At 54.6% G+C, this 23,845-nt stretch carries 23 protein-coding genes and 1 riboswitch; of the genes, 7 read left to right on the top strand and 16 right to left on the bottom strand.

The features are described 5' to 3' along the window. Positions 1-44 precede the first annotated feature (44 nt). Genes pgsA through uvrY form a run of 3 tightly spaced genes read right to left on the bottom strand, consistent with a single transcriptional unit; the run spans position 45 to position 3,131 of the window. The gene (gene pgsA / locus AC6HVW_RS10435; RefSeq protein WP_021804755.1) at positions 45-593 is read right to left on the bottom strand and encodes a CDP-diacylglycerol--glycerol-3-phosphate 3-phosphatidyltransferase; all 549 of its coding nucleotides are present in this window, start codon (positions 591-593) and stop codon (positions 45-47) included. Positions 594-649: 56 nt separating this feature from the next. Further along, positions 650-2,482 (bottom strand): excinuclease ABC subunit UvrC, encoded by a 1,833-nt coding sequence (uvrC, locus tag AC6HVW_RS10430; RefSeq protein ID WP_071680541.1) that lies wholly within the window; start codon positions 2,480-2,482, stop codon positions 650-652. After that, the gene (gene uvrY, locus AC6HVW_RS10425) at positions 2,475-3,131 is read right to left on the bottom strand and encodes a UvrY/SirA/GacA family response regulator transcription factor (RefSeq protein ID WP_021178351.1); all 657 of its coding nucleotides are present in this window, start codon (positions 3,129-3,131) and stop codon (positions 2,475-2,477) included. Before uvrY ends, uvrC begins: the two co-directional genes overlap by 8 nt. A gap of 792 nt (positions 3,132-3,923) precedes the next feature. On the opposite strand from uvrY, the gene AC6HVW_RS10420 reads away from it, so the two are divergent. Beyond that, positions 3,924-4,148: a DUF2594 family protein gene (locus AC6HVW_RS10420; RefSeq protein ID WP_021178352.1), complete on the top strand. Its 225-nt coding sequence runs from the start codon at positions 3,924-3,926 to the stop codon at positions 4,146-4,148. Between the two features lie 369 nt (positions 4,149-4,517). On the opposite strand, the gene AC6HVW_RS10415 is transcribed toward AC6HVW_RS10420, so the two are convergent. Then, positions 4,518-4,946 carry a universal stress protein gene (locus AC6HVW_RS10415; protein WP_021178353.1) on the bottom strand — a complete coding sequence of 143 codons (429 nt, stop codon included), beginning with the start codon at positions 4,944-4,946 and terminating at the stop codon, positions 4,518-4,520. Positions 4,947-5,576: 630 nt separating this feature from the next. Here AC6HVW_RS10415 and cycA point away from each other — a divergent pair. Continuing rightward, positions 5,577-6,977, top strand: a complete 1,401-nt coding sequence (cycA, locus tag AC6HVW_RS10410) for a D-serine/D-alanine/glycine transporter (protein ID WP_071680542.1) — start codon at positions 5,577-5,579, stop codon at positions 6,975-6,977. A gap of 66 nt (positions 6,978-7,043) precedes the next feature. On the opposite strand, the gene AC6HVW_RS10405 is transcribed toward cycA, so the two are convergent. After that, entirely contained in the window at positions 7,044-7,958 is a 915-nt protein-coding gene (locus AC6HVW_RS10405) for a DMT family transporter (protein WP_071680543.1), read from the bottom strand. Between the two features lie 146 nt (positions 7,959-8,104). After that, complete coding sequence (locus AC6HVW_RS10400) at positions 8,105-8,278, bottom strand: hypothetical protein (RefSeq protein WP_166734755.1); 174 nt, start codon at positions 8,276-8,278, stop codon at positions 8,105-8,107. A 389-nt stretch (positions 8,279-8,667) separates the two neighbouring features. Here AC6HVW_RS10400 and AC6HVW_RS10395 point away from each other — a divergent pair, with 389 nt between their 5' ends. Continuing rightward, positions 8,668-8,982 carry a hypothetical protein gene (locus AC6HVW_RS10395; protein ID WP_081050627.1) on the top strand — a complete coding sequence of 105 codons (315 nt, stop codon included), beginning with the start codon at positions 8,668-8,670 and terminating at the stop codon, positions 8,980-8,982. A 113-nt stretch (positions 8,983-9,095) separates the two neighbouring features. Here AC6HVW_RS10395 and AC6HVW_RS10390 read toward each other — a convergent pair whose 3' ends face one another. After that, the gene (locus AC6HVW_RS10390) at positions 9,096-9,329 is read right to left on the bottom strand and encodes a hypothetical protein (RefSeq protein WP_024486733.1); all 234 of its coding nucleotides are present in this window, start codon (positions 9,327-9,329) and stop codon (positions 9,096-9,098) included. A 502-nt stretch (positions 9,330-9,831) separates the two neighbouring features. Between AC6HVW_RS10390 and AC6HVW_RS10385 the strand changes: the two genes are divergently transcribed. The 3 genes from AC6HVW_RS10385 to AC6HVW_RS10375 are packed head-to-tail and all read left to right on the top strand — an operon-like array spanning position 9,832 to position 12,266. Next, entirely contained in the window at positions 9,832-10,242 is a 411-nt protein-coding gene (locus tag AC6HVW_RS10385) for a GNAT family N-acetyltransferase (protein WP_021178360.1), read from the top strand. A 25-nt stretch (positions 10,243-10,267) separates the two neighbouring features. Then, a complete protein-coding gene (locus tag AC6HVW_RS10380; RefSeq protein WP_037374900.1) occupies positions 10,268-10,957 on the top strand; it encodes a helix-turn-helix transcriptional regulator in 690 nt (229 codons plus the stop codon). A 19-nt stretch (positions 10,958-10,976) separates the two neighbouring features. Next, a complete protein-coding gene (locus tag AC6HVW_RS10375; protein ID WP_021804762.1) occupies positions 10,977-12,266 on the top strand; it encodes a cytosine permease in 1,290 nt (429 codons plus the stop codon). A 93-nt stretch (positions 12,267-12,359) separates the two neighbouring features. Here AC6HVW_RS10375 and cobT read toward each other — a convergent pair whose 3' ends face one another. The 6 genes from cobT to cbiB are packed head-to-tail and all read right to left on the bottom strand — an operon-like array spanning position 12,360 to position 17,881. Continuing rightward, a complete protein-coding gene (gene cobT / locus AC6HVW_RS10370; protein ID WP_071680544.1) occupies positions 12,360-13,418 on the bottom strand; it encodes a nicotinate-nucleotide--dimethylbenzimidazole phosphoribosyltransferase in 1,059 nt (352 codons plus the stop codon). A 3-nt stretch (positions 13,419-13,421) separates the two neighbouring features. Beyond that, positions 13,422-14,039 carry an adenosylcobalamin/alpha-ribazole phosphatase gene (locus tag AC6HVW_RS10365; protein ID WP_071680836.1) on the bottom strand — a complete coding sequence of 206 codons (618 nt, stop codon included), beginning with the start codon at positions 14,037-14,039 and terminating at the stop codon, positions 13,422-13,424. A 9-nt stretch (positions 14,040-14,048) separates the two neighbouring features. Next, the gene (cobS, locus tag AC6HVW_RS10360; protein WP_071680545.1) at positions 14,049-14,795 is read right to left on the bottom strand and encodes an adenosylcobinamide-GDP ribazoletransferase; all 747 of its coding nucleotides are present in this window, start codon (positions 14,793-14,795) and stop codon (positions 14,049-14,051) included. Then, positions 14,792-15,337: a bifunctional adenosylcobinamide kinase/adenosylcobinamide-phosphate guanylyltransferase gene (gene cobU, locus AC6HVW_RS10355; protein WP_071680546.1), complete on the bottom strand. Its 546-nt coding sequence runs from the start codon at positions 15,335-15,337 to the stop codon at positions 14,792-14,794. Before cobU ends, cobS begins: the two co-directional genes overlap by 4 nt. Further along, on the bottom strand, positions 15,334-16,875 hold the full coding sequence (locus AC6HVW_RS10350; RefSeq protein WP_186485998.1) for a cobyric acid synthase: 1,542 nt from the start codon (positions 16,873-16,875) through the stop codon (positions 15,334-15,336). The genes cobU and AC6HVW_RS10350 overlap by 4 nt, the downstream gene beginning before the upstream one ends. A gap of 49 nt (positions 16,876-16,924) precedes the next feature. Continuing rightward, positions 16,925-17,881, bottom strand: coding sequence for an adenosylcobinamide-phosphate synthase CbiB (cbiB, locus tag AC6HVW_RS10345; protein WP_186485997.1), 957 nt, complete (start codon positions 17,879-17,881; stop codon positions 16,925-16,927). Positions 17,882-18,042: 161 nt separating this feature from the next. Further along, a riboswitch (cobalamin riboswitch) is annotated at positions 18,043-18,235 on the bottom strand. A gap of 222 nt (positions 18,236-18,457) precedes the next feature. On the opposite strand from cbiB, the gene cobD reads away from it, so the two are divergent. Further along, positions 18,458-19,531, top strand: a complete 1,074-nt coding sequence (gene cobD, locus AC6HVW_RS10340) for a threonine-phosphate decarboxylase CobD (protein ID WP_071680549.1) — start codon at positions 18,458-18,460, stop codon at positions 19,529-19,531. A gap of 125 nt (positions 19,532-19,656) precedes the next feature. Here the strand turns inward: cobD and AC6HVW_RS10335 are convergent, their stop codons facing one another. The 3 genes from AC6HVW_RS10335 to hypF form a co-directional block, all read right to left on the bottom strand. Then, positions 19,657-20,406 carry a PA3715 family protein gene (locus AC6HVW_RS10335; protein ID WP_186485996.1) on the bottom strand — a complete coding sequence of 250 codons (750 nt, stop codon included), beginning with the start codon at positions 20,404-20,406 and terminating at the stop codon, positions 19,657-19,659. A gap of 206 nt (positions 20,407-20,612) precedes the next feature. Continuing rightward, complete coding sequence (locus AC6HVW_RS10330; RefSeq protein ID WP_071680551.1) at positions 20,613-21,203, bottom strand: HupE/UreJ family protein; 591 nt, start codon at positions 21,201-21,203, stop codon at positions 20,613-20,615. Between the two features lie 79 nt (positions 21,204-21,282). Continuing rightward, on the bottom strand, positions 21,283-23,598 hold the full coding sequence (gene hypF, locus AC6HVW_RS10325; RefSeq protein ID WP_071680552.1) for a carbamoyltransferase HypF: 2,316 nt from the start codon (positions 23,596-23,598) through the stop codon (positions 21,283-21,285). Positions 23,599-23,845: the final 247 nt, after the last annotated feature.

Genomic DNA, 23,845 nt, shown 5'->3' with positions numbered 1-23,845 from the left:
TGTTGTCTCACCGGGTTCGTTTGCCGATTTTTACATCGCTTCGATCAAGGTTCCAGCAAATCGCGGCGTGCCGCGTTCAAATATTGGAACATTGACCAGAAGGTCAGCACTGCGGCGATGTACAGCAAGCCGAACGACAGATACTCCACCGTAGGCTCCGGCCGCCACAACAGGCCAACCAATGACATCATCTGCGCCATGGTTTTCACCTTGCCAATCCACGAAACCGCCACGCTGCTGCGCTTGCCAATTTCCGCCATCCATTCGCGCAACGACGAGATAATGATCTCGCGGGCAATCATGGTTGCCGCAGGCAGAGTGATCCACCAGGTGTGATAATGCTCCGCTACCAGCACCAGGGCCACCGCCACCATCACCTTATCGGCAACCGGGTCGAGGAACGCACCAAAGCGGGTTGTCTGCTTCCAGCGACGGGCTAAAAAGCCGTCAAACCAGTCGGTTACAGCAGCAAACACGAAAATGACCGCACAGAGCATCGGAGCCCAGACGAACGGCAGGTAAAACGCCAGGACGAAGAATGGGATCAAAACTACGCGGAACAGGGTAAGCCAAGTCGGTATATTCAATTGCATAATGCTGGTAACTATCTGGCTGGAGTGGAAATTAAGAGTATGTTGCTACATTGCCCTCAGTGTTTCAATGCATTGTAGATCTTTTCTGCCAATGCTTGTGAAATACCCGGCACTTTTGCAATTTCCTCAACGCTGGCGTTCAATAATGGTTGAAGTCCACCCATATACTTCAACAGCACCTGACGCCGTTTTGGCCCAACGCCGTCAATCAGTTCCAAGGCGCTGGTGTTTTTGACTTTCGCCCGTTTCTGGCGATGGCCGGTGATCGCATGGTTGTGTGAGTCATCACGAATATGCTGGATCACGTGCAGTGCCGGCGAGTCCGAAGGTAACGAAATCCCCTCCCCCTCAGGGACGAAGAACAACGTCTCCAGCCCGGCTTTGCGATCGCTGCCTTTGGCAATACCGATCAACAATGGTTTGTTCTTGTCCCAGGTCACGTTCAGCGAATTGAACACGTCAATCGCCATACCCAGTTGCCCTTTCCCGCCATCAATAAAGATGACGTCCGGGATCTTGCTCTCTTCCAGAGCTTTACCATAGCGCCGTTTCAGCACTTGCGCCATCGCGGCATAGTCATCACCCGGCGTGATGCCGGTAATATTGTAGCGCCGATACTCCGAGCGCAATGGACCATTGCTGTCGAACACCACGCAGGAAGCAACTGTCTGCTCCCCCATGGTGTGGCTGATATCGAAACACTCCATCCGGTTTATTTCGGTCAGGTTCAGCGTTTTAGCCAGTTCCGCCAACCGCTGATGGATAGTCGATTGCTGAGAAAGCTTGGTGACTAGCGCCGTCGAGGCGTTGGTACGCGCCAGCTTCAAGTAGCGGGCACGATCACCACGCGGCTTGCTCTGGATCTGGATCTTGCGGCCAGCCAGTTCGCTTAGCGAGCTAGCCAGCAGATCTTTTTCCGGTAACGTAAAGTCCAGCAGGATCTCGGCTGGCAAAGTGCGCGCCTGGCTGCCTTGTAAATAGAACTGGCCCACAAAGGTTTGCACCACTTCACTCAATTCTGTACCACCCGGCACTTTCGGGAAGTAGCTGCGGCTGCCTAATACCTTGCCCTGGCGAATAAACAGCACGTGTACGCAGGCCATACCCGCATCGAAAGCTACGCCGATCACGTCCAGATCGTCGCTGTCTCCTGAGACAAACTGCTTTTCCGTTACTCGCCGTACCGCCTGGATCTGATCGCGGATGCGCGCAGCTTCTTCAAAATTGAGCAGTTTGCTGGCGTTTTCCATCCGCGCAATCAACTGGTGCAAGACCTGCTGATCCTTACCGGACAAAAACAGGCGAACATAGTCTACTTGCTGGCGGTAATCTTCCTCACTCACCAAACCGGCAACGCATGGCCCCAGACAACGGCCAATCTGATACTGCAGGCAAGGACGGGAGCGATTGCGGTAGACGCTGTTATCGCATTGACGCACGGGGAACAGTTTTTGCAACAGCGCCAGCGTTTCACGCACGGCGTAAGAATTGGGGAACGGGCCAAAGTATTCACCTTTGGCATGCTTGGCACCACGGTGTACCGTCAGCCGTGGGTGGCTATCGGCACTCAAAAAAATCAGCGGATAGGATTTATCGTCACGCAACAGAACGTTATATCGGGGCTGATACAGCTTGATATAATTATGTTCCAACAGTAGCGCCTCGGTTTCCGTATGGGTAACGGTAACGTCAATTTGCGCGATATTTTTGACCAGCGTTTCCGTCTTGCGGCTACTGACCTGAGTGCGAAAATAGCTTGCGAGACGTTTTTTCAGGTCCTTGGCTTTACCCACATAGATCACCGTCCCCGTCAGATCATACATGCGATAAACGCCAGGCTGACTGGTTACGGTTTTAAGAAATGCCGGTGCATCAAAACGATCATTCACTGCTTAACAATGTCTCCGCGTTGAACAGCCCGTGTCTGATCGCCAGATGGGTCAATTCAACATCCCCGCTGATATTCAGCTTGGTGAACATACGATAACGATAACTATTCACTGTTTTAGGGCTGAGATTCAGCTGTTCTGAAATCTCATTCACTTTCTTCCCTTTAGTGATCATCAACATAATTTGTAATTCACGCTCAGACAAGGTGCTGAACGGGTTTTCCGCCTGCGGCTCCAACTGGCTTAATGCCATTTGCTGGGCGATGTCCGAAGCGATGTAGCGCTGGCCAGCATGTACCGAACGGATCGCATTAATCACCTCTTGCGGTGCTGCGCCTTTGCTCAGATAGCCAGCCGCCCCCGCCTGCATCACCTTGGCAGGCAACGGATTCTCAGTATGAATAGTCAACATGATGACTTTGATATCGGGCGTGTAACGCACAATCTTACGGGTGGCTTCCAGCCCCCCAATACCCGGCATATTCATATCCATCAAAACGATATCGACAGTGTTACCGCGGCACCATTTTACGGCATCTTCACCGCATTGTGCTTCGCCAACAACTTTAATGCCTTTGATATCTTCAAGAATGCGTCGTATCCCTGCGCGCACCAGTTCGTGGTCATCAACAAGAAGAACGCTAATCAAGGAAAATTCTCCAAAATAAGGGAGTAACGCAATCAATCAGCCTCTGTCATCTAAACAGATATTACTTGGTTTTCAGCAAAGAATGAATACAGATTAATACTTACTCTCGGTTAACTATGGCCAGGTTTGTCGACCCCTGTACCACCTTTGTTACGATTAAAGCACTGGTTAACGGATAAAAAACCATCAAGCCTATTAGGCTCAATACCTTACCACCATGATACGCCATTTTACGCCTTCTGGCGGGAAAATTAATCGCTGTTTTCACAAAACCAGATAATAATCACCCTGCCAATTATCACCCGTAACTATATGAATTACAAAAAAATAACAAAATTACGCCATTTTTAATCACGTACAAACCGCTGTAGGCAAACGCTTATTCAGAATACATAACCGTTGTAGACGGGGAAAAAGGTGACATTTCAAGAGAAAATAACCAGCCTAAATGTCAATAGCTTGCAGATGAAATAGTTATTCATCACGTCGAATTAAGCCAGTATTACTTTATAAAATCCACATTATCTGAAAGCACACATCCCGTCGCTAACTATAAATGAGTATGCAAAGGAATTACACCACTAGCGCAAAAAAATGCCCTGCCGACCAGCCCTCACGGGCATCGTGCCCTCGCCACGCGGCCTCAGCGATACGAACTGCCGATGCTGTGATATACTTCGCGCCCTAAATGAGGCACGGGGTCTGCCTGGGTGAGTCGGCAGCGGGTTGTTGTGCATCAAACCACATTTCACATTTCACTTCAGGCTTATGCCTTAAAATTCAGGAGATAAAATGAGCAACGTTGACTTCACTACGTCTGCAAACCCGCAAGCGCTGGCCACCGAAGTTGCCTGCCTCAAAGCGACTTTGACGTTGATATTAAAGGCAATTGGCCAGGCTGATGCCGGTAAAGTGATCATCAATCTGGAACGTTTTGCCGCTCAGGTAGATGACCCGGATCAGGCTGAAATCTTCAAGAACAGTATTCAGCAGATCAAGCACGCCTACCGCCAATAATCCGTGCGCTATCAGGCCCCCGTTTGGGGTCTGATAACGGCTTGGCGGCGTTATTAGAGCCCTCCTTAGCGGTTGAATGATAAGTTTCGTAACAGAATATTTTCTATCATTAACTTTACCAGCATTCACTATAGCGCATTAAACATTAGTTGAAAAAACAACAATAGGATTAGTCCCATTTAATCATTAATAATGTTGTGGGATTTTTATTACCCCATTATTGTTCGTGACGCGAATAAATAGCCCTATAGACTAGGAATTAACTCACCTTTCGCGCAGTATCTGCACGGGCATGCTGGCAAGCACCGTTTTCTTTGGGGTAATTGGCCCGCAAGGCGCGGGCCGGGTTTGATGAAGACTAACTACTGATTATCGGACTACCATCACCGAGATCTTGGCGTGGCGGACAATGGCGGCCGCATTCGAGCCGAGCAGGTAGGTTTTGACACTAGGACGGCGAGAGCCAATCACGATCAGATCGGCTGAGATTTCCTCAGCAAGTTGTAACACCTCGTCACGTGGCGAACCGAAGCTGATGGTATAAGAAAGACGCTCCAACGGCAGATCGATCCCCGCCATCAGCTTCTTCAACCCCTCCACCGCCTTCACTTCAGCCTGATTTTCAAACTCTTTGATGCCAAACGAATAGGCGGTCACAAACGCCGAAGCATCCGGCAAGGCATGGAAGAAATGCACCTTGGCCCCAGACATCTTGGCCAGATACTCCACGTGTTCGAGCGCATGTTCAGTCAATACGTCTTCTGCAAGATCTACCGGTACTAAAATGGTCTTGTACATATTCAATCCCCTCTCTGTATTACCGTGATGAACACAGCTTACCGCTGGCCAATGGGAGCTTGTACCTATTTATGATGCTTTTGTGATCAACAGGTGTAGCTGGTGGCTTCTCGACCTTTTGGCCACCATTACTCAACCAATGATTTATACTTTTGTGATTTGAACCGCAAAACCAACCAAATGTACGCTGGACGCCCGGCGATCCTCTGCCAAGCCGCGCCAGCTGCAGCAATAAACTGATTAGAACTCAACTGCTCCCCGCGCAAAACCCGCTATTAGCGCCCCTCAAGCACAGACAGGGATCCGGATTAGTTTAATCGTCTTTTAACATTAGTTTTTCTCATGCGAATTTTATAAGCCCCTGTTTAATCAATGAGATAACCACTGTCAGCACTGTTCATTTGCCGCGGTAAAGAGTAATCTTCCGCCCCCTGGACGTCCGATTTGCCTCCCCTGAGTAAAGAATAATCGGCTTTTATCCCACCCCATTATGTTGTAAATATGTTGCACAAAGGTGGTGATATTGAGTTACCTTAACTTTTGTCGGAAAAACCGGCTAATACAGATAAAAAAGAGCCACTTCAGAGCTCGCCACTCCACTCATGACAGGTAAAAACAGGACAGCATAAGATGGTAGATCATTCTAAAATAGCAGTGGACACCACGCCCGGATCAGAAGATCACCTAAGGCGAAACCTCTCAAACCGACATATCCAGCTGATCGCTATCGGCGGTGCCATTGGTACAGGTTTGTTTATGGGTTCCGGTAAGACCATCAGCCTGGCCGGGCCTTCCATCATCTTCGTATACATGATCATCGGCTTTATGCTGTTCTTCGTGATGCGCGCGATGGGCGAGCTGCTGCTCTCCAATCTGCAGTACAAATCTTTCAGCGACTTTGCCGCCGATCTGCTCGGCCCCTGGGCAGGGTTCTTCACCGGTTGGACTTACTGGTTCTGTTGGGTGGTGACGGGCATTGCCGACGTGGTGGCCATTACCGCTTACGCGCAGTTCTGGTTCCCCGATCTCTCCCAATGGATCGCCTCTTTACTGTGCGTGTTGCTGCTGCTCAGCCTGAACCTGGCAACGGTGAAAATGTTCGGTGAGATGGAGTTCTGGTTTGCGATGATCAAAATCGTCGCGATAGTGGGCCTGATCATCGCCGGTCTGGTGATGGTGGCGATGCACTTCGAATCCCCAACCGGCAGCGTAGCCTCCTTCTCCCACTTATGGAATGACGGCGGCATGTTCCCGAAAGGCATTAGCGGCTTCTTTGCCGGCTTCCAGATTGCGGTATTTGCCTTTGTGGGTATCGAGCTGGTGGGAACCACCGCGGCCGAAACCAAAGATCCGGAAAAAGTGCTGCCACGCGCCATCAACTCCATCCCGATCCGCATTATCATGTTCTACGTTTTCGCGCTGATCGTGATCATGTCGGTAACGCCTTGGAACTCGGTGGTGGCCGATAAGAGCCCGTTCGTCGAGCTGTTCGTACTGATCGGTTTGCCAGCCGCAGCCAGCGTGATCAACTTCGTGGTGTTGACCTCTGCCGCCTCTTCCGCCAACAGTGGCGTGTTCTCCACCAGCCGTATGCTATTTGGCCTGGCGCAGGAAGGCGATGCGCCTAAATCCTTTGCCAACCTGTCCAAACGTGCGGTACCGGCAAACGGCCTGACCTTCTCTTGTATCTGTCTGCTGGGCGGCGTGGTGCTGATCTATCTGATCCCGAACGTCATGACCGTATTCACGCTGGTCACCACCGTGTCGGCCATTCTGTTCATGTTCGTCTGGACCATCATTCTGTGTTCGTATCTGGTCTACCGTAAGCAACGCCCGGCACTGCACCAGAAATCGATCTACAAGATGCCTGCCGGTAAGTTGATGTGCTGGGTATGCATGGCGTTCTTCGCATTCGTGCTGGTGCTGCTGACGCTGCGCGAGGACACGCGCCAAGCGCTGGTCGTCACGCCGCTGTGGTTTATCATTCTGGGGATCGGTTATCAGTTTGTGCGCCGTAAGAAGGCGGCCTAACCCTAGTTATTACAACGCCGCGTTCTCACGCGGCGTTTTTACAGGAGCAGCATGCAGTGCCCGCCCCTATGTCAACTCTACTGGCTTTGGTTTACGCCGAATACGCAACTCACTGACAATCACCCCCAGCACAATCAACCCTGCGCCAATCAGCGCCAACCCAGGCAAACGCTCACCGGCGATACGGCCGACTATCCCAGCCCATACCGGTTCACCGGCATAAATAACCGTGGCACGGGTAGGTGAAACGCTGCGTTGTGCCCAGTTCATCGTCAGTTGGATCACCGCACTGGCGATCCCCAGGCCTACCGCGCTGTAAAGCAGATAGTTGGAAAACGCCGGAACCGACTCCCCGGTAGGAGCCATCATCAAAAACGATAACAACGACGCAGTAGCCAACTGCACAATGGTCACCCGCCGCACATTGACCTTGCCCGCAAAAGCACCGATTAAAATCACCTCGATGGCGATCGCCAGCGCACTGACCAACGTCAGGAATTCACCACCGCTGAATGCCAGGCTGGAACTGCTTGGCCCACTCAACAGCATCAGCCCGACGAAGGCCAGCAGAATGCCAATCCAGGACATGACCCCCGGCATACGGCCAAGGACTAACCACTGCAATAACGGCACAATCGGCACGTACATGGCGGTAATAAATGCCGACTGGCTGCTGGTGATGGTTTGCAGCCCCATGGTTTGCAGGCCATAGCCGAACATGATCGAGGTGCCGATAAACACCCCGGCCTTGATTTCGTACCAGGTCATCCCCCGGAGCGAACGCAGAGAAAACAGCACCAGCGCCAACGTCGCAGTGCCAAAACGTAGCCCAACAAAAAAGAATGGCCCACTGACCAGCATCGCCTGATGCACGGCCAAAAAGGTGCCGCCCCAGAGCATGGTAATAAGGACCAGTACGGCTTCCTGAGGTTTGATCTTCAGAAACAGTATGGGAGTAGAGTTTTTCTTGACCGTTGACACTGACTTGCCCTTCCTGCTGGCTGCAATAAAATACACAATTTCTGCCAGTATGGGGAAAAGGCTAGCAATGGGCAATATCGTGCCGGATTGGCAACAGAAATCGCCGCCCGGTGCCGAGAGTTGACAACCAATCCTCCCGGACCTTTTTACTCTTCTTGGGCCGGGACTTCCGGCAGCGTTTCCAACGGCGGTTGTATCCCCTCAGAGATGTAATCTACGGCAGCCAGGGTGCGCTCGCTGCCCATAGCGTCTTCCACCACCACATGTTTGATAGCGCCATCAGAAAGTATCACTCGCTTAATGCCACGTTCGGGTTCCATATCTCCTCCCTGTGTGAATGTCTGCCCCTCAAGTTTAGCCTGTGCGGCGCTTGTCGGGTTGCGGTCTAAGCGTTTATCTGAATACCCTTCGCATTTTTTATCATAGGGCACCGGTTATCAGAGCTCCAGGCGGCAATACACTTTGTATAGACAGCGAAAAACCATCACTAGCAGTTATACATAGAAGGCAAACCATCAATCATCCCTATCTTGTTTGCGGAACCCGAGCAGGGTTAAAATGCCGACCAGCCTACCGCTCACCCGTTGAACGTCCGGTCAATTCAAGCTGTGTCCGCCTGTCAGCCAACCAAAGCCAGGCGTTCTATTTTTTGCGTACTGCAAAGGGAAATAAGTCAGTGTCTAAAGATTTTGATGAACTAATAAGAGACATGGATCTTATTATTGAAAATGTAGACAGTTTCAAGGCTATGGCCCCACGCATGCCGCCACCGGCGGTAGAAGCGCCGCCAACAGCCCACTCCTACGATTCATTCTGCGAAAACATTGCGCTGAAAGTGGTATTGAAAGTTCTGTTGTCATCGGTAGACAAGATCGTCAAGGTGCAAATCGCCAACCGGGTTGAGCAAGAGATCGCCCAGATCGAGCAACAGGTCGTCTTGGCTGGCGGTGGCCCGGTTGCGCCCGAAGACCTGGCACAAATGACCCACTACGTGCGCCGCACCGTTCACGATTTACTCAATTGAGTTCCGCCAGAAAAGCGGTTGTGCGTTGGGATGGATTGTTTCAGCCCGGATAGCATGGCTTGGCGAGTATCAGCATTCAGGGAATGGTTGAATAATCATCGGATATACCCGAATCAAGCGTACTCCAGGCGTTTCGGCTGCAAGCCGGGCGTTTGGGGTTTCGTCACCTTGACGGCTTTCGCCGGATCGCCTGCCACAAACTCCAGGGTGGGCGAATAGTAAAAAGGCAACCATGCCTCGAAATTCTCTTCCCACTCCCATTTGACTGGGCATGGCCACAGAATATCTTCGTGCAGAATGTAATAGATCCACCTCCCATGAGGGCGGCGTGGCTTAAGTGTTTTCATAATGCCATCAATACTTTCTCACCTGTTGCGAACTGGCCGCGAAATGGGCCGCTCGGCCATAATACCTCAGTGGAGCCACTTGAAGCGAGGAGCACCACGAAACGCGGTGCTTAACAGGTAATTATACGATAAAGGCACGGATTTTGCGGCAAAGTAGCGGAGTTTAATCCGCTACTTTGCGCAATGCATTACTGCGAAGTGATGGTAAATCTTACTACATGTTCAGTGAGGCATAGTGCGGTTGGCAAGTTAGCTTGCTCTTGTCACTATCCTCTGCCCTAAAGGGCGTATCCCTGGTGAAGCACAATATTCTCTATTCGGTATACTCTTGAGAAAGGTCAATTATTCCCTTCTCTTACCAACAACATACCCATTTTTTGCCACCAGGAAAACAGGTGAAAAACACCCTTGTAATCACTGCCAATAAATGTTAACAAAAGCTAATCAATACAGACACTTTAATGAACGTTTGAATTATTAGCATGAAAAGGAAAGATTGGCCATGAAGATTAACGTAACGGACACTCCAAATCCGCAGGACGAAGAGTTCGTGATTGACAGCCTCTGGGCGCACAACCATCAGTATGACGCGGTAGATATTCATCCGTTATTTCTGACCGTCACCGACGATCGCGGGCAGATTGTGGCCGGACTGGTCGCCAGAACCTGGTGGGGTGGATTAGAAGTCCAGTACCTGTGGGTGGGTGACGAGTATCGCAAAAAAGGCTACGGCCGTGACCTGATGCTGCGGGCAGAACAGGAAGCCGTCAAGCGCGGTTGCCATATGGCCTATGTCGATACCTTCAGTTTTCAGGCGCAGGCGTTTTACGAAAAACTGGGGTACCAGCCGTATGGCAACTTAGCGGGTTATGCGCACCGCCATACTCGCATCTATTTAGCGAAAAACATCTGATAGCGCTGAAGTATGAGGGGTTCAAATGGATTCATTTTGGCAGAGCAATGAATTATATTTAAAAGGTCTCATCACCATGATGGAACATTTAAATGAGCCTTGGGGCATTAAAGATTTATCTTCACGCCATATTTATATGAATAAGGCGGCCTATCTTTATACCAACACACCTCTCAATTTCGATATTGCGGGCAAGCTTGATGCCGAGTTCCCCGCCGATTGGGCAGAGTTTGCCCCCGACTTGCAAGAACACGACAGGAAAACCGAAGGAACGCGGGATCGCGTAGCCGTTATCGAGACGCACTTCTGGTACGGCAGCGACAGCCTGGTCCCCTTTATCAGCGAAAAACTGCCTATTTATAATGACAAGGAAGAGCTGGTTGGCACCATGTGGAACGCCCGTCCGCTGGACAGTTTTTCACCGCTAAAATATATCAACCAGCAAAAGCCCAGCATATTAACCACCGAAGTCAGCATCCAGATTTTTACCCAGTCGGAGCTGGACATCATATTTTTAATGCTGCAACGCTACACCAACAAAGAGATTGCCAGGTTATATGACGTCAGCAATAAAACCATAGAAAATAGAATCTACAACATCTACCAAAAAGCCGATGTGCATACGCTCCAGCAGTTCGAAGAGTATTGCAAACAGGTAAACTTGGACAGCTACATTCCAGTACGCCTGATTGAAAAAGGCATCCAATTTATTTAAACGTTAACGAGAGATTATCGTGATTAAAATTGAAGACTACCCACTGAGCCGGGTACCGCAGGATAAGAGGGTCTCCTTCCTCAGCGTCGCCATCGTGCATATGGGTATGCTAACGGCCTTGGACCAGTTTATGCTGGGTGCCGTGCTGGGTAACTCAATGACCCTGACCGATGCCTTTATCGCCATCTCGATTGGCAGCCTGATCTTTGGGGTCGTGACGTTCGGGCTGGGCTTGGCCGGGATGAGAGAAGGTATCTCCGGTAGCCTGCTGGCTCGCTGGTGTGGTTTTGGCCGCATAGGCTCGGTGCTTATCGGCCTGGTAGTGGCCGTCAGCCTGTTGGGCTGGTTTGGCATTCAGAACGCCATCTTTGCCAAATCGCTTAACTTCGCCTTGGGCGATCGCCTGGGCTTCCCGCTGTCAGCTTCACTCTCCGGCCTGTTTTTGACGGTGCTGGTCGCTTTTGGTTTTAAAGCGCTGCGCATTACAGCTCGTATTGCTGTGCCGCTGTTTATCCTGCTGGTGTTCTTTATTTCCTATAACGTCCTCTCTGGGCAGAAACTACATGAGGCCATTCTGCTGGCACCGATGGGGGACGCGTTAACCATCAGCGCGGGCATCACCATCGTGGTCGGCGGCGCCATTGTCGCCAGCCTGATGACCCCTGACCTGACCCGTTACTCCAAAAACAAACGCCACGTGTTTGGTATTACTTTGCTGACCATTATTGCCGGTGAATTCGTGGTTAACGGTCTGGCGATTTTTATTGCCAAAACGCTCGGCACCGCAGACGTGGTGACGATCATGGCCCAGAGTGCGGGCGGTATCGGCTTGCTGGTGGTGGTGTTCTCGACCCTGCGCGTCAACGATCTGAACCTCTATTCGTCGTCCTTGGGCGTGGTGAATGCGGTTGAAGGGATCACCGGTAAAAAGCTCAAATATACCGCGACCACGGTGATTATCGGTCTGTTGGGCACGCTGCTTTCGGTTCTGGGGATCCTGGATCGGTTTGTGGATTTCCTGACCGTGCTGGGCGTGGTATTCCCACCGATCCTCGGCGTCATGCTGGTGGATTATTTCGTGCTGCGCAGCCACCGCGATGCGCTGGACGCCAGCCGCCAGCTCGGCCAACTGCCGCAAGAAACGCCACTCATCGGCTGGGCAGCGATTATCGCCAGCATTGTCGGTAGCGTGATCGGCCTGGTGACGGAATGGGGTGTGCCAACCATTAACTCACTGCTGGCAGCCAGCGTGATTTACTGGTTGTTCAAACGCCTGTTTGGCCGTGCAACCAACCTGCAAACTGCTTAATTTGTCGCATTAACAGGGTCGAGCATATGTTCGACCCTAGCTAAGCGGGCGGCGCCCCTACAAGGTAAAATCTTGGTGGTGGTATTCAGCCGTTCAGGTCGCGTTACCGGGAATAACGATATTACTGTCCGCCAGCGAGCCCATCTGATTGAACATCACGCAGGCCGCATCCACGATATGCATGGCGATTGCGGCACCACTCCCCTCCCCCAGCCGCATATCCAGATGCAGATAAGGCGCTAATTGCAGGTGCTCGAGTGCGGCAGCCGCGCCCTTCTCCGCAGAGAAATGGGACGGCAACAGGTAATCCCGAGCCTGAGGTGCAATGCCGCAGGCTGCCAACGCAGAGGCATAAGAGAGAAAACCATCGAGGATCACCGGCAAGCCGGCGGCCGCAGCTCCCAGCATCACGCCAGCCATTCCCACCAGATCGTATCCACCCAGCTTTGCCAACACGTCCAGCGCGTCTTGGGCATCCGGCTGATTTACCTCAATCGCCCGACGCACCACATCCACCTTATGGTGCAAATGATCGCTGGGGAAATTGGCCCCAATGCCGACCACTTCCTGCGGATCGCGGCCGGTAAAGACGCTGACTAACGCCGCGGCTGGCGTCGTATTGGCCATCCCCAACTCCCCGACGCCAAACAGCTTCACCCCAAGCGCCGCCTGTTCCAGCGTCAGTTGAGCCGTGGCCAACAGCAACGCCTCCGCCTGCTGGCGTGTCATTGCCGCCCCGCGCGCAATGTTGCCGCTGCTGCGCCCAACTTTCATATCGATCAGGCCCGGCAAAGGTTCGCTGTCGATGCCAACATCCACCAGCTTCACCTCGGCACCGGCATTGGCCGCCAATACGCAGACGCCGGTATTGCCTTTCACCATATTCAGCGCCTGGATCACCGTTACTTCACGCGGTGACACCGCTACCCCTTCGGCATAAACGCCGTGATCGGCCATCATGACGATGATTTGCTTGCGGCTGGCGGCCATCCCGCTAAAACCGCGCATCCCGGCCAGTTGGGTTGCCAACTGTTCCAGGCGGCCAAGGCTGCCCGGTGGCTTAAGCAGGCCATCAATCTTTGCCGCTGCCTGTTGCATGGCGGCCGCGTCCAACGGCTTAATCAGGTCGATTAACGATGACAATGTTTGCATACTTTATTCTCTACTTGCAGGCTGCCAATGAGCCTGGCTGTTAAATAATTTTAGCGTGACAAACCCCTGGTTGAGTTCCACCACGCTGTAGGCTCCCTGGGTAAACGGGAAGTGCCACATCCCGGCGGCAGGCAGCTTTAGTAACCCTGCCAGCAACAGGCTCAGAGAGCCTTGGTGCGCCACCAGCAGACGATCGCCATCGCCCTGTTCGTCCAGCAGACGTTGGGCCTGCTGGCTAATCCTCTGGGAAAACAGTGGAAAGGACTCCCCCGCTGGCGGGCAGGCTAGCTGCCAATCCGCCACCCAGTCGGCCCAGGCAGCACTATCCTGCTGCTGCAAATCCTGGTGATGGCACATTTCCCAGTCACCAAAATTCATTTCGTTAAAGCCGCCGTCAGGTTGGATCGCCAGTTCCCGCTGCCCAATCACAATCTCGGCGGTATGCCGGGCACGTAGTAACTCACTGCTGATCGCCTGGGTAAAAGGCACCTCGGCCAGCCATTGTGCGATCTGCCTGGCCTGCTGTTCACCTTGCTCGGTCAACGGCAAGTCGGTCATGCCGCAAAATACGCCCTGTCGATTCGCCGCCGTTTGCCCGTGTCGTACCAAAAATAGCCGCATAGCGCCCACTCACAGCAGTGCCAGTAAGAAGATCAATTCGGCAATTTCTATCGCCGCTCCCAGAGTGTCGCCCGTTTGCCCGCCCAGACGGCGGCGCAGATAGGCCCGCAGCAACAGCACGGCGATCAGCGCACAGCCAAGCGCAAACAGCCCCTGCCCATGCCCTAACAAGGCGACCAAAGCGGCTCCCAGCGCCAGAGTGAACAGCGTTTGTCCGCCACTGATCTTGCCAATATAAAGGTTCCCCAGCCCGTTACCCTCACGAGCATAGGGCTGGCGATACATCATCAATACCACCAGGCTCCGGCAAGCAACTCCTGCTGCTGCCAACGTGGCCAACATCGGTACTCCGCGCAATGCCAGTTCGCTGATCACCAACACCTTGGCCACCACGATAAAGATCAGTGCCAACCCACCATTGGTACCTAAGCGACTGTCGCGCATGATCTCCAGCATTTTTTCCCGAGTACGAGCCGAGAAAACACCATCACAGGTATCGGCCAATCCGTCGAGGTGGAAGGCACCGGTAACCAGAGCCAATGCCAGCACGTAGCCCAACGCCGCCAGCGGCACCCCACACCAGGGGGCCAACAGGGTAAAGACGGCCCCACCGATTGCACCCACGATCAGGCCAATCAAGGGGAAACCGACGATGCCGCGCTGGTAATTATCCATCGCCAACCCCTGTGTCCAACTGGCGGGCAGCGGGATACGCGTCATCAATTGCAGGGTGGCCCAAAACAGTCGCAGACTCATTTGATCTTGACCTCAATACCAGAAATAACCAATAGCACCGACTCGGCGGCAGCGGCCAAACGCTGGTTAACACGCCCGGCAATATCACGGAAGTGTCGTGCCAAACGGTTTTCCGGCACGATGCCCATCCCCAGTTCATTGGTGACCAGATAGATCGCCGCCGGGCTGCGGGCGCAGGCGGCCAGCAGATCATCGATCTGCCGTTGGATTGCCGTTTCAACCACGGCAAAGTCGATGCTTTCCACCGGCGTCTCCCCGGTCAGGTCAAACATCTGGTTGGCGATCAGCGTGGTAATACACTCCAGGATCACCGCATCTCCCGCCCCCGCCTGTTGGTCGATCACACTGGCCAGTTGCTGGCTCCCCTCCCAGGTACGCCAATGAGCGGGCCTGGCTTGGCGATGTAGCTTGACCCGTTCAGCCATTTCCTCATCGGTGACCACCGAGGTGGCGATATACAACACCCGGTCACTGACACCGCTCGCTAACCTTTCGGCCAGCGAACTTTTGCCGCTGCGTGCTCCACCGGTGATCAAGATCATTGGGCACCCATTTGCTGGTGCTCGGTCATCAAGCGATAAATTTTATCCATATCAATATGTTCCCGCATCTTTTCGGCCAACAGATCAAACTGTTGCTGCTTGTAATCGGCATAATCGAAAGCCGGGCCGTCGTAAACCGCTAGCCCTTTACGCTGTCGTAACTGGTTTAGCAGCGCCCGGCAAAAAGGCGCGCTGTCGAATAAGCCATGAATATAGCTGCCCAGCACGTTACCGGTGGGGTTTACTGCACCGTCGACGGCGTTATCCGGCTGCCCATTGCGTAGGGAAAGACGGGAGAAAGGCGTAGCCTCTGAGCCAAGCTGGGTGGTGCCCATATGGATTTCATAACCAACGACGTCCTGCTCACCACAGCCAGACCAGAGGCCGGGCAACCCAGGCTCACATTGTGCTGTCACCTGCGTAGTGACTTTTTGCGGTGCGAAGCGGGTGGTGACATCCAGCAAGCCCAAACCCGCCATCTGTTCCACACCGGACTCCACGCCATCAATAATGTGCTTACCGAGCATCTGGTAGCCGCCGCAAATACCCACGATCTGCACTCCGGCCCGGTGCTGATCCTGTAACGCCGCCGCCAAGCCGCTCCGTTGTAGCCACTGCAAATCCCCCAGGGTGTTTTTGCTACCCGGCAGGATAATCAGATCGGCACCGGCCAGCGCCGCCGGGTGCGAAACATAGCGCAGCCCAACGTCCGGCTGGGCCGCCAAGGCATTAAAATCGGTAAAGTTGGACATATAGGGCAGTTGTACCACCGCGATGTCCAGCTCATGGCTACTGCCTGTCGGGGCATATTTGCCATTTTGCAACGCCACACCATCCTCATCTTCCAGATCGATATTCAACCATGGCATCACGCCCAGCACCGGCACACCGGTCAGCGCCTCAATCTGCTCCAAGCCCGAATAGAGCAAGGCAATATCACCACGGAATTTATTGATGATCACCCCTTTCACCCGAGCTTTTTCTTCCGGTTCTAGCAGTGCCAACGTGCCATAAATAGCGGCAAATACCCCGCCGCGATCGATATCGGCCACCAACAGCACTGGCGCATCGGCGATCGCCGCCATGCCCATATTGACGATGTCGCGGTCGCGCAGGTTGATTTCCGCCGGGCTACCCGCCCCCTCCAGCACCATGATGTCGTAGCCGCTGGCCAGACTGTGATACACCTCGCTAATTTGTTGCTGCAACTGCGGCTTGTACTCGTGATAGCTGACCGCGTCCATATTGCAGGCCACTTTGCCCATCAGCACCACCTGCGCCTGACAATCGCTGGTCGGTTTCAGCAGGACCGGGTTCATCCGCACATCGGGTGCGATACCGGCGGCTTCGGCCTGAAAGATCTGCGCCCGGCCCATCTCTTCGCCACGGACGGTAATACCAGAGTTGAGCGCCATATTCTGCGATTTGAACGGCGCACAGCGATAGCCATCCTGCATGAAGATCCGGCACAATCCGGCCACCAGCACGCTTTTACCCACATCGGATGCGGTTCCCTGCACCATCACACACCGTTTCATCGCTTATTCTCCACGTCGCGCTGGCCAAGCCGCGCTAACCATTATTATTTCAAGCGCCAAGCCATAGCAGGCGCAACGCGGCAAACAGCAGCAGAGCCAACAGCGAGGCCGTCATCATCAGACGCGTGCTGCGGGGAATATCTGCCAGCTCGATCTCCCGCCGAGCCTCACCGATCCACGGCTTTTCGACCCGCTGACCAAAGTAGTTGTTAGGACCGCCAAGCAGCACTCCCAGCGCTCCAGCCACGGTCGCTTCCGACCAGGCGCAGTTGGGGCTGGTATGCTGATAGCGATCGCGCCAGCCGATACGTAACGCCTGGCGATAGTCCAATCCGTGCAGCCGGGCCGCGCAGCTCAGCAGTAGCCAGCTAAGCCGGGCGGGTAACCAGTTGGCAAAGTCATCCATCCGCGCCGACACATAGCCGATGGCGCGGTATTTCGGCGTTTTATAGCCCACCATCGAATCGAGGGTGTTAACCGCTTTATACGCCATCGCCAGCGGTGCTCCGCCGACCAACAGGAAGAATAGCGGCGCAATTACGCCATCCACGCTGTTTTCCGCCACCGTCTCCACCACTGCCCGGGTAATTTGCGGCTCTTCCAACTGTGAGGTATCCCGCCCGACAATCCACGACAGCTTGCGGCGGCTCTCCTCAAGATCGGCACTTTGCAGTGCCCGGTGAACCTCCATGGCCGACTGTTCCAGGCAGCGCCCGGCGAGCAGGGTATAAATCAGCCAGACTTCCGCCAACCAGCCCAACCACGGGTGAATATGCTGCATCAGCGTTAAAAAGCCCCAACTGACCAGCCAAACCAACCCAACTACGCCCAGCCACAGTAACCCGCCACCAAGTTTTAGTGCCCTCTCGCTATGGCAAATCCGACGGATCGCGCGTTGCAACACCGTGATCAGGTTGCCGATCCAGCGCACCGGATGCGGCCAGTGCGGCGGGTCGCCTAACAGGCTGTCGAGCAGAAAGGCCACGAACCAGGCTAGCAGCGTCATGGCACGCACCTTATAGCCGCGATCGAGAAAACTTGATGGTGGGTTAATGGCATAAAAAAATCCCGACCTCTCGGGCGGGATTTGGGTGTCAACAGGATACGACCAAGCGGTGCAACATAGCTGCACGTATCTCATGACAACCCCCTTCCCACCGAAGGTGTTGAATGTGTGACCAACTGGCCGGTCTTCTGGCTTAGCGTCATCCTTATCCACTCCCTTCCCAATCCTCAGATCAGTGGCGCAGTGGACTCGTCGGCATCACAGCAGCGGGGGCTGCGGGGGAGTTACACCCCCTTCCCAACCACAACCTGTTATCGTTCAGGGTGTGGGTTATCCAGTTGGCAATAATTCGGTTAATTACCACGTTTTCGCTTCAATAAACGCAACGCTTCAATTTATCACTTAGTTATCATCTCGATAGCCTCGACAATTGCCATGCCATAATAACCTGTTGATCTCGCGAATACACGCCAAGATCTGGCATTCACCAGAGCGACAGGTTTGGTTTACGCCGGATCAACGGCGATTACCCTGTGTTATCCTGCACGCAAACTTGACAGGGGGAATAGCAAAACCGTGAGTGAACATGGTGGTAACGTACTGGAAATGGCGTTGAAAAGCGGCCTGGATCCGGCCGAGATTATTGATTTCAGCGCCAATATCAATCCATTGGGCATGCCCGCCAGCCTGAAGACGGCGATTATCGAGCATCTGACCAGCGCCGAATGCTATCCCGACGTTGAATACCGGCGTCTGCATGCGGCATTGGCGCGGGTTCATCACTGCCCGGCGGAAAATATCATGGCAGGCAACGGGGCCACCGAGCTGATTTACGCCATAGTGAACCGGCTACGCCCCCGCACGGCGCTGCTCCTAACGCCTGGGTTTGCCGAATACCGCCGGGCATTGCAGCGGATTGACTGCCAGATCGAGGACTACCCGCTGGATGAAGCCGGTGGATTTCAGCCCGATGAGCGGTTGCTAAGGGTGCTGGCCGAGCGCCAACCGGACTGCCTGTTCCTGGCTACCCCCAACAATCCGACCGGGCTGATGCCAGACCCCGCGCTATTGCAGGCCGTTGTCGCCTGCTGCCGTCAGCACAATATTGCGTTGATCGTTGATGAAGCCTTTATCGACTTTCTGCCAGATGCGCCGGGGCTGATCCCACAAATGGCGGACTATTCACGCCTCTACATTCTGCGTTCATTAACCAAATTCTTCGCCATTCCCGGGCTGCGGCTCGGCTATCTGGTCAGCAGCGATCGCGCTGGCCTGCAACAGATGAAACAGCAGCGCGAGCCCTGGACCATCAATGCCTATGCAGCACTGGCAGGCGAAGTGATCCTTGACGATCTCGATTACATCCAGCAAACCCACCAATGGCTGGCCGAGCAGCGTGCTTGGTTGTTTGACGCGCTGACAGCCTTGCCGCACTTGCGTATCTGGCCAGGGGCGGCGAACTATATTTTCCTACGCTGCCTGCGCCCCGGCTACGATCTGCAGCAGGCGTTGTTGCAGCACCGCATCCTGATCCGCCACTGTGCCAACTACCCTGGCCTGTCCACCGACTATTACCGGGTGGCGATCAAAAGCGAAGCGGCCAACCGCAGGCTGATAGCAGCGCTACAACAGGTGCTGGTGGAGAACTGAGGCGAAGGAGTTTTTAGCCCAGGGAAAGCCCGTCGCAGCACGCGGCTTAGGTTCGGCTCGTTAACGTGGGGCTCCTCGTCCTTCAGGGTGAGGCTCAGTCAAGGGTGCTAACGACCAGGCACGGATTAAAAACGATGTTCGAGCAACTTATCCTGCTCTACGGGATAGGCTTTACCATCGAACTTGAGCTCGACGCGAGTCTTGGCAACGATGCTGTTGCTTTCCACACAGTCCTCCCCTTTTTTGCTGGCTTCCTTGTGCGTCGCCATCGTCTGTAGTTGCAGATCCTGGAAGCCGTGATGTGCGTTCTTGCCAAGCGCCAATGCGCGATGGGTCGTGGCAAAATCCCCGGCACACTGGCCATCCCACTCACCGCTATATTCATTCATGGTGAGATTGTTGAGCACCAGAGTGACTTGCCGATCTTGCAGGGTATAGAGGTTAAGGCGTTCGATGCTAAGGGGATTGACCGAGGAGGAGCCACGGTGGATAAAACGCACCCCGAAGGCGCGTATCGCCGGAGATAATTGATAGCGCGCGGTGTCGATGGTCACGCTACTGGTGTAGATGGCATCATCCATAATCGCCTTGGGATGATATTTGCTAGCCAGCACCTTGCCGGTCTGGCTATCAACCACCCAAACGGCGACGTCAAAGTCGGTAAAATCGGGTTGGGCCTCTTCCTTGGGTTCCAGCATCAGTACCGCAATGGTTTTATCCGGGGCATAGGGCCACACCTTACAGGTGGACAGCTCGGTATTCATGCTCACTTTGGCGGCGAAGGGTTTAGCCAGATCGGCCAGGAGGGGCTGGCAATCGGCCAGAGAAGAAAAAGAAACCAGGCATAACGCCAGTACACCTATCACCCTGTTCATAGCAATATTCCCTGTAACTTTTTAATTAACTCATAGGGTTAAAAGTTGTGCGATAGCACAGTATCAAGCGCACATAGCTAGCAGGGAATCTAACGATAAAATTGGCACAAATCCAGCCGCTTGTTATTTTTGAGATCAACAGGGGAGACTGCTGGCAGCTATCGCAAAGGAACTGCCAGCAAACTAGGGTTAATAGATTGATAGACTCAGATCACACCGCTGAGCAGGCCAATCCCCAGCAGCGATGAACCGCCGCCAATCACCCGCGCCCAGCCACTATGCGTGGACGAAGATGCCAGCAGATAGCCGATACCCAACCCTGCCACGTGCAGCAGCGCCGTTGCCATCACCATACCGGAAAGCGCCGCCACCGAATGGGAAAGCTCCGCACCGTGGGCCAGACCGTGGAAAATGGCAAAAGCACCGATAATCAACGCGCCCGTTATCGCCGACAGTTTCAGCTGTAAGGCAACCATCACACCTATGCCCAGCAGCGAGGCGGCAACGATAAACTCAGTGCCAGGTACGGTGACGCCTGCCATGCCAACCAACGCGCCAGTCAGCAGCAAACCGGCAAACGCCAGCGGCGCCAGCCACCACTGCTTGGTATTCATGGCGCTCCAGATACCCACCAGAACCATGGCGACCAGGTGATCCATCCCGGTCAGCGGATGGATAAAGCCTTCGGTAAAGCTTAATACGTGATGTGCGCCGCCGTCATGGCCCACATGAGCAAAGGCCAGCATGGGGAACAGCGCCAGTAGGGATACAGCCACAGCTTTGACATTAATACGCATAATGAATACCTAAATTTTCCAGTGAATGAAGGTGGTGGTTTTACTCATAAAAACAGTTGATTACGTTATAAATTCATCCTTATGCCTGCCTTGAAAGTCGGTTGGCGGCAATCAGCGCCTGCCCCAGAGCCAGACCGCCATCGCCTGCCGGTAAACGGGATGGCAGCAAGACTTGTAATCCGTCTAACTGCTGGATCAATAGTTGCCGCAGCAGCGCGTTATGCATCACTCCACCGGACAGCACGACGATGTTGATACCGTATTGCTGCATGGCTCTGCGGGCCAGTGCGGCAAACCCCTGGGCCAAGGCAGCATGGAACGCATAAGCTCGCTGTGCCGGGGGGGCCTGATAGGCCAGCCATTGCTGCCAGAAGGTGGCCAGATCCAGCTGATTGCCAAGCAGCGGCAGCGAAACCGGCGGCTGATGAGGCGGGCTTTGCCATGCCAAGGCCTCCAACTGGCAGGCAGCCTCTCCCTCCCAGGAAATTTGTGGCGGCACGATCTGCAATGCTGCGGCCACCGCATCAAACAAGCGCCCGGCGGAAGAGGCCAGCGGCGAGTTGATTTGCCGTTCGACCGCCCGCAGTAAGATCGTCGCCTGCGGTTGAGGGATTGCGGCGGCCTCTGGCAACGTCTGCCAATCGGGGACAAAACGCTGTAACTGGGCCAACAGGTTGCGCCACGGCTGGCGAGCGGCCACATCGCCCCCCGGCAATGCCACTGCGGGCAACCCGCCTAAATACTCACAATGCTGATAATCCACCAGCAGGCATTCACCGCCCCACAGTTGCCCGCCAAGACCATATCCCAGCCCATCCAACGCCAGACCAATCACCTTACCGCCGTCGCGCGGCCAGCCATGTTCCGCCAGGCAGGCAACCAGATGGGCATGATGATGCAGCGTGGTGACACAAGGGATCGCCCGCTCATTGGCCAACGCCTGGCCCTGCTGGTGGCTGAGATAGCCGGGGTGGGCATCAATGGCGATCGCCTGCGGCACCACACCGTAGATTTCGCCAAACAGCGTCAGCAGTTGTTGCTGCTGTTGCCGGGTGGCCTCATCCCCCAGCGAGCCTAGATGCTGGCTGACCACCGCCCGGTCATCCCACAGCAGGCAGAAGGTATTCTTGCTGTCGGCTCCCAGTGCCAGAATGGCCGGTTGGGTGGTGAAGCCAGGGGGTAAGGGCATCGCATCGGGGACATAGCCACGTGCCCGGCGCAACATCTCGCTACCCTGCCCGGTCAAGCGAACTAAAGAGTCATCGGCTCGCTGGACGATCTCACGGTTATGCAGCAGCCAGACGTCGGCCACGCCAGCGAGTTCTTCCAGTGCCTGTTGATTGCTCAGAGCTGGGGGTTTACCTGCCGGGTTGCCGGAGGTCATCACCAGTGGCCGCGCGGTCTGTTGCAATAACAGATGTTGCAGCGGATTTGCCGGTAACATCACCCCTATCTCATTGAGCCCTGGTGCAATCTCGCCACACAACGGGCTTTGTGGGTGAGCCGCCACCAGCACTATCGGTGCGGGTGGGCTGCGTAACAGTTTCAGCAGTGCCGTCGGTTCCGCGACCTGAACACATTGTTGCAACCAGTGGGTATCCGGCATCATCACCGCCAAGGGCTTGGCTGAGCGATGTTTGCGCGCGCGCAGGCGCTGTACCGCAGCAGAATTGGTAGCATCACAGGCAAGATGAAAACCGCCGATCCCCTTCACCGCGACGATCTGCCCGGCAATCAGCGCCTCAGCGGCCAGTTGCAGCGCATCGTCGGCGCTGGCGGTGGTTTGGCCTGCGGCATCGCTGAGCCACAGGTGCGGACCACACTCCGGGCAGGCGGTAGGTTGTGCATGAAAACGACGGTCGGCAGGATCCTGATACTCCGCCAGGCACTGCGGGCACAGCGGGAAAGGCTGCATGGAGGTATTGGGCCGATCGTAGGGCATCCGGCGGATGATGGTGAAACGTGGGCCACAGTGGGTGCAGTTGATAAACGGATAGTGATAGCGCCGGTTATGCGGTGAGTTCAGCTCTGCCAGGCAGGCATCGCAGGTGGCCGCATCCGCCACGATATGGGTATCCACTTGCCCTGCACCGCTAGTGGCAATGGTGAAACTCGCTGGCCGTTGCGGCCAGTTAAACGGTGTACAGGTGACGCTATCGATCCGCGCCAGGGGCGGACACTCTTGCGGCAGTACCCGCAAAAAATCCGTTATGGCAGGCGATTGCCATAGCTGGACGATCACCCCGGCGCCGTCATTGCTGACCTCGCCGCACAGGTTAAAGCGCCGGGCCAGCAGCCAAACGTAGGGACGAAATCCGACCCCTTGCACCTTGCCCTTGATCCGCAGGCGAAGGCCGTTGCTGCTGGCGATATTCTCCGGCTCAAAATCTGCCATGTTGTCCTGATCCTTCTGTTGGTCCTGCGCCCCTCATCCCAACCCTCTGCCGCAGGAAGAGAGTTAATTCGGTGCCTTGGTCAGCTATCACGATCAATCTGTATCTCCCTCACCCCAACCCTCTCCCCAAGGAGAGGGGGCTGATTCGGTGCCGTGGTTGAGTACCGCGACCGACCTGTTGTCCTCAGCCATGATCAGGTGACTCTCTGCAACTGAAGCGAACTCGGTCGATCCCCTATCCCTGCGA

This window comes from Serratia sp. NCCP-200, from assembly GCF_059697885.1.
This window is presented reverse-complemented; position numbering and strand designations above follow the sequence as displayed.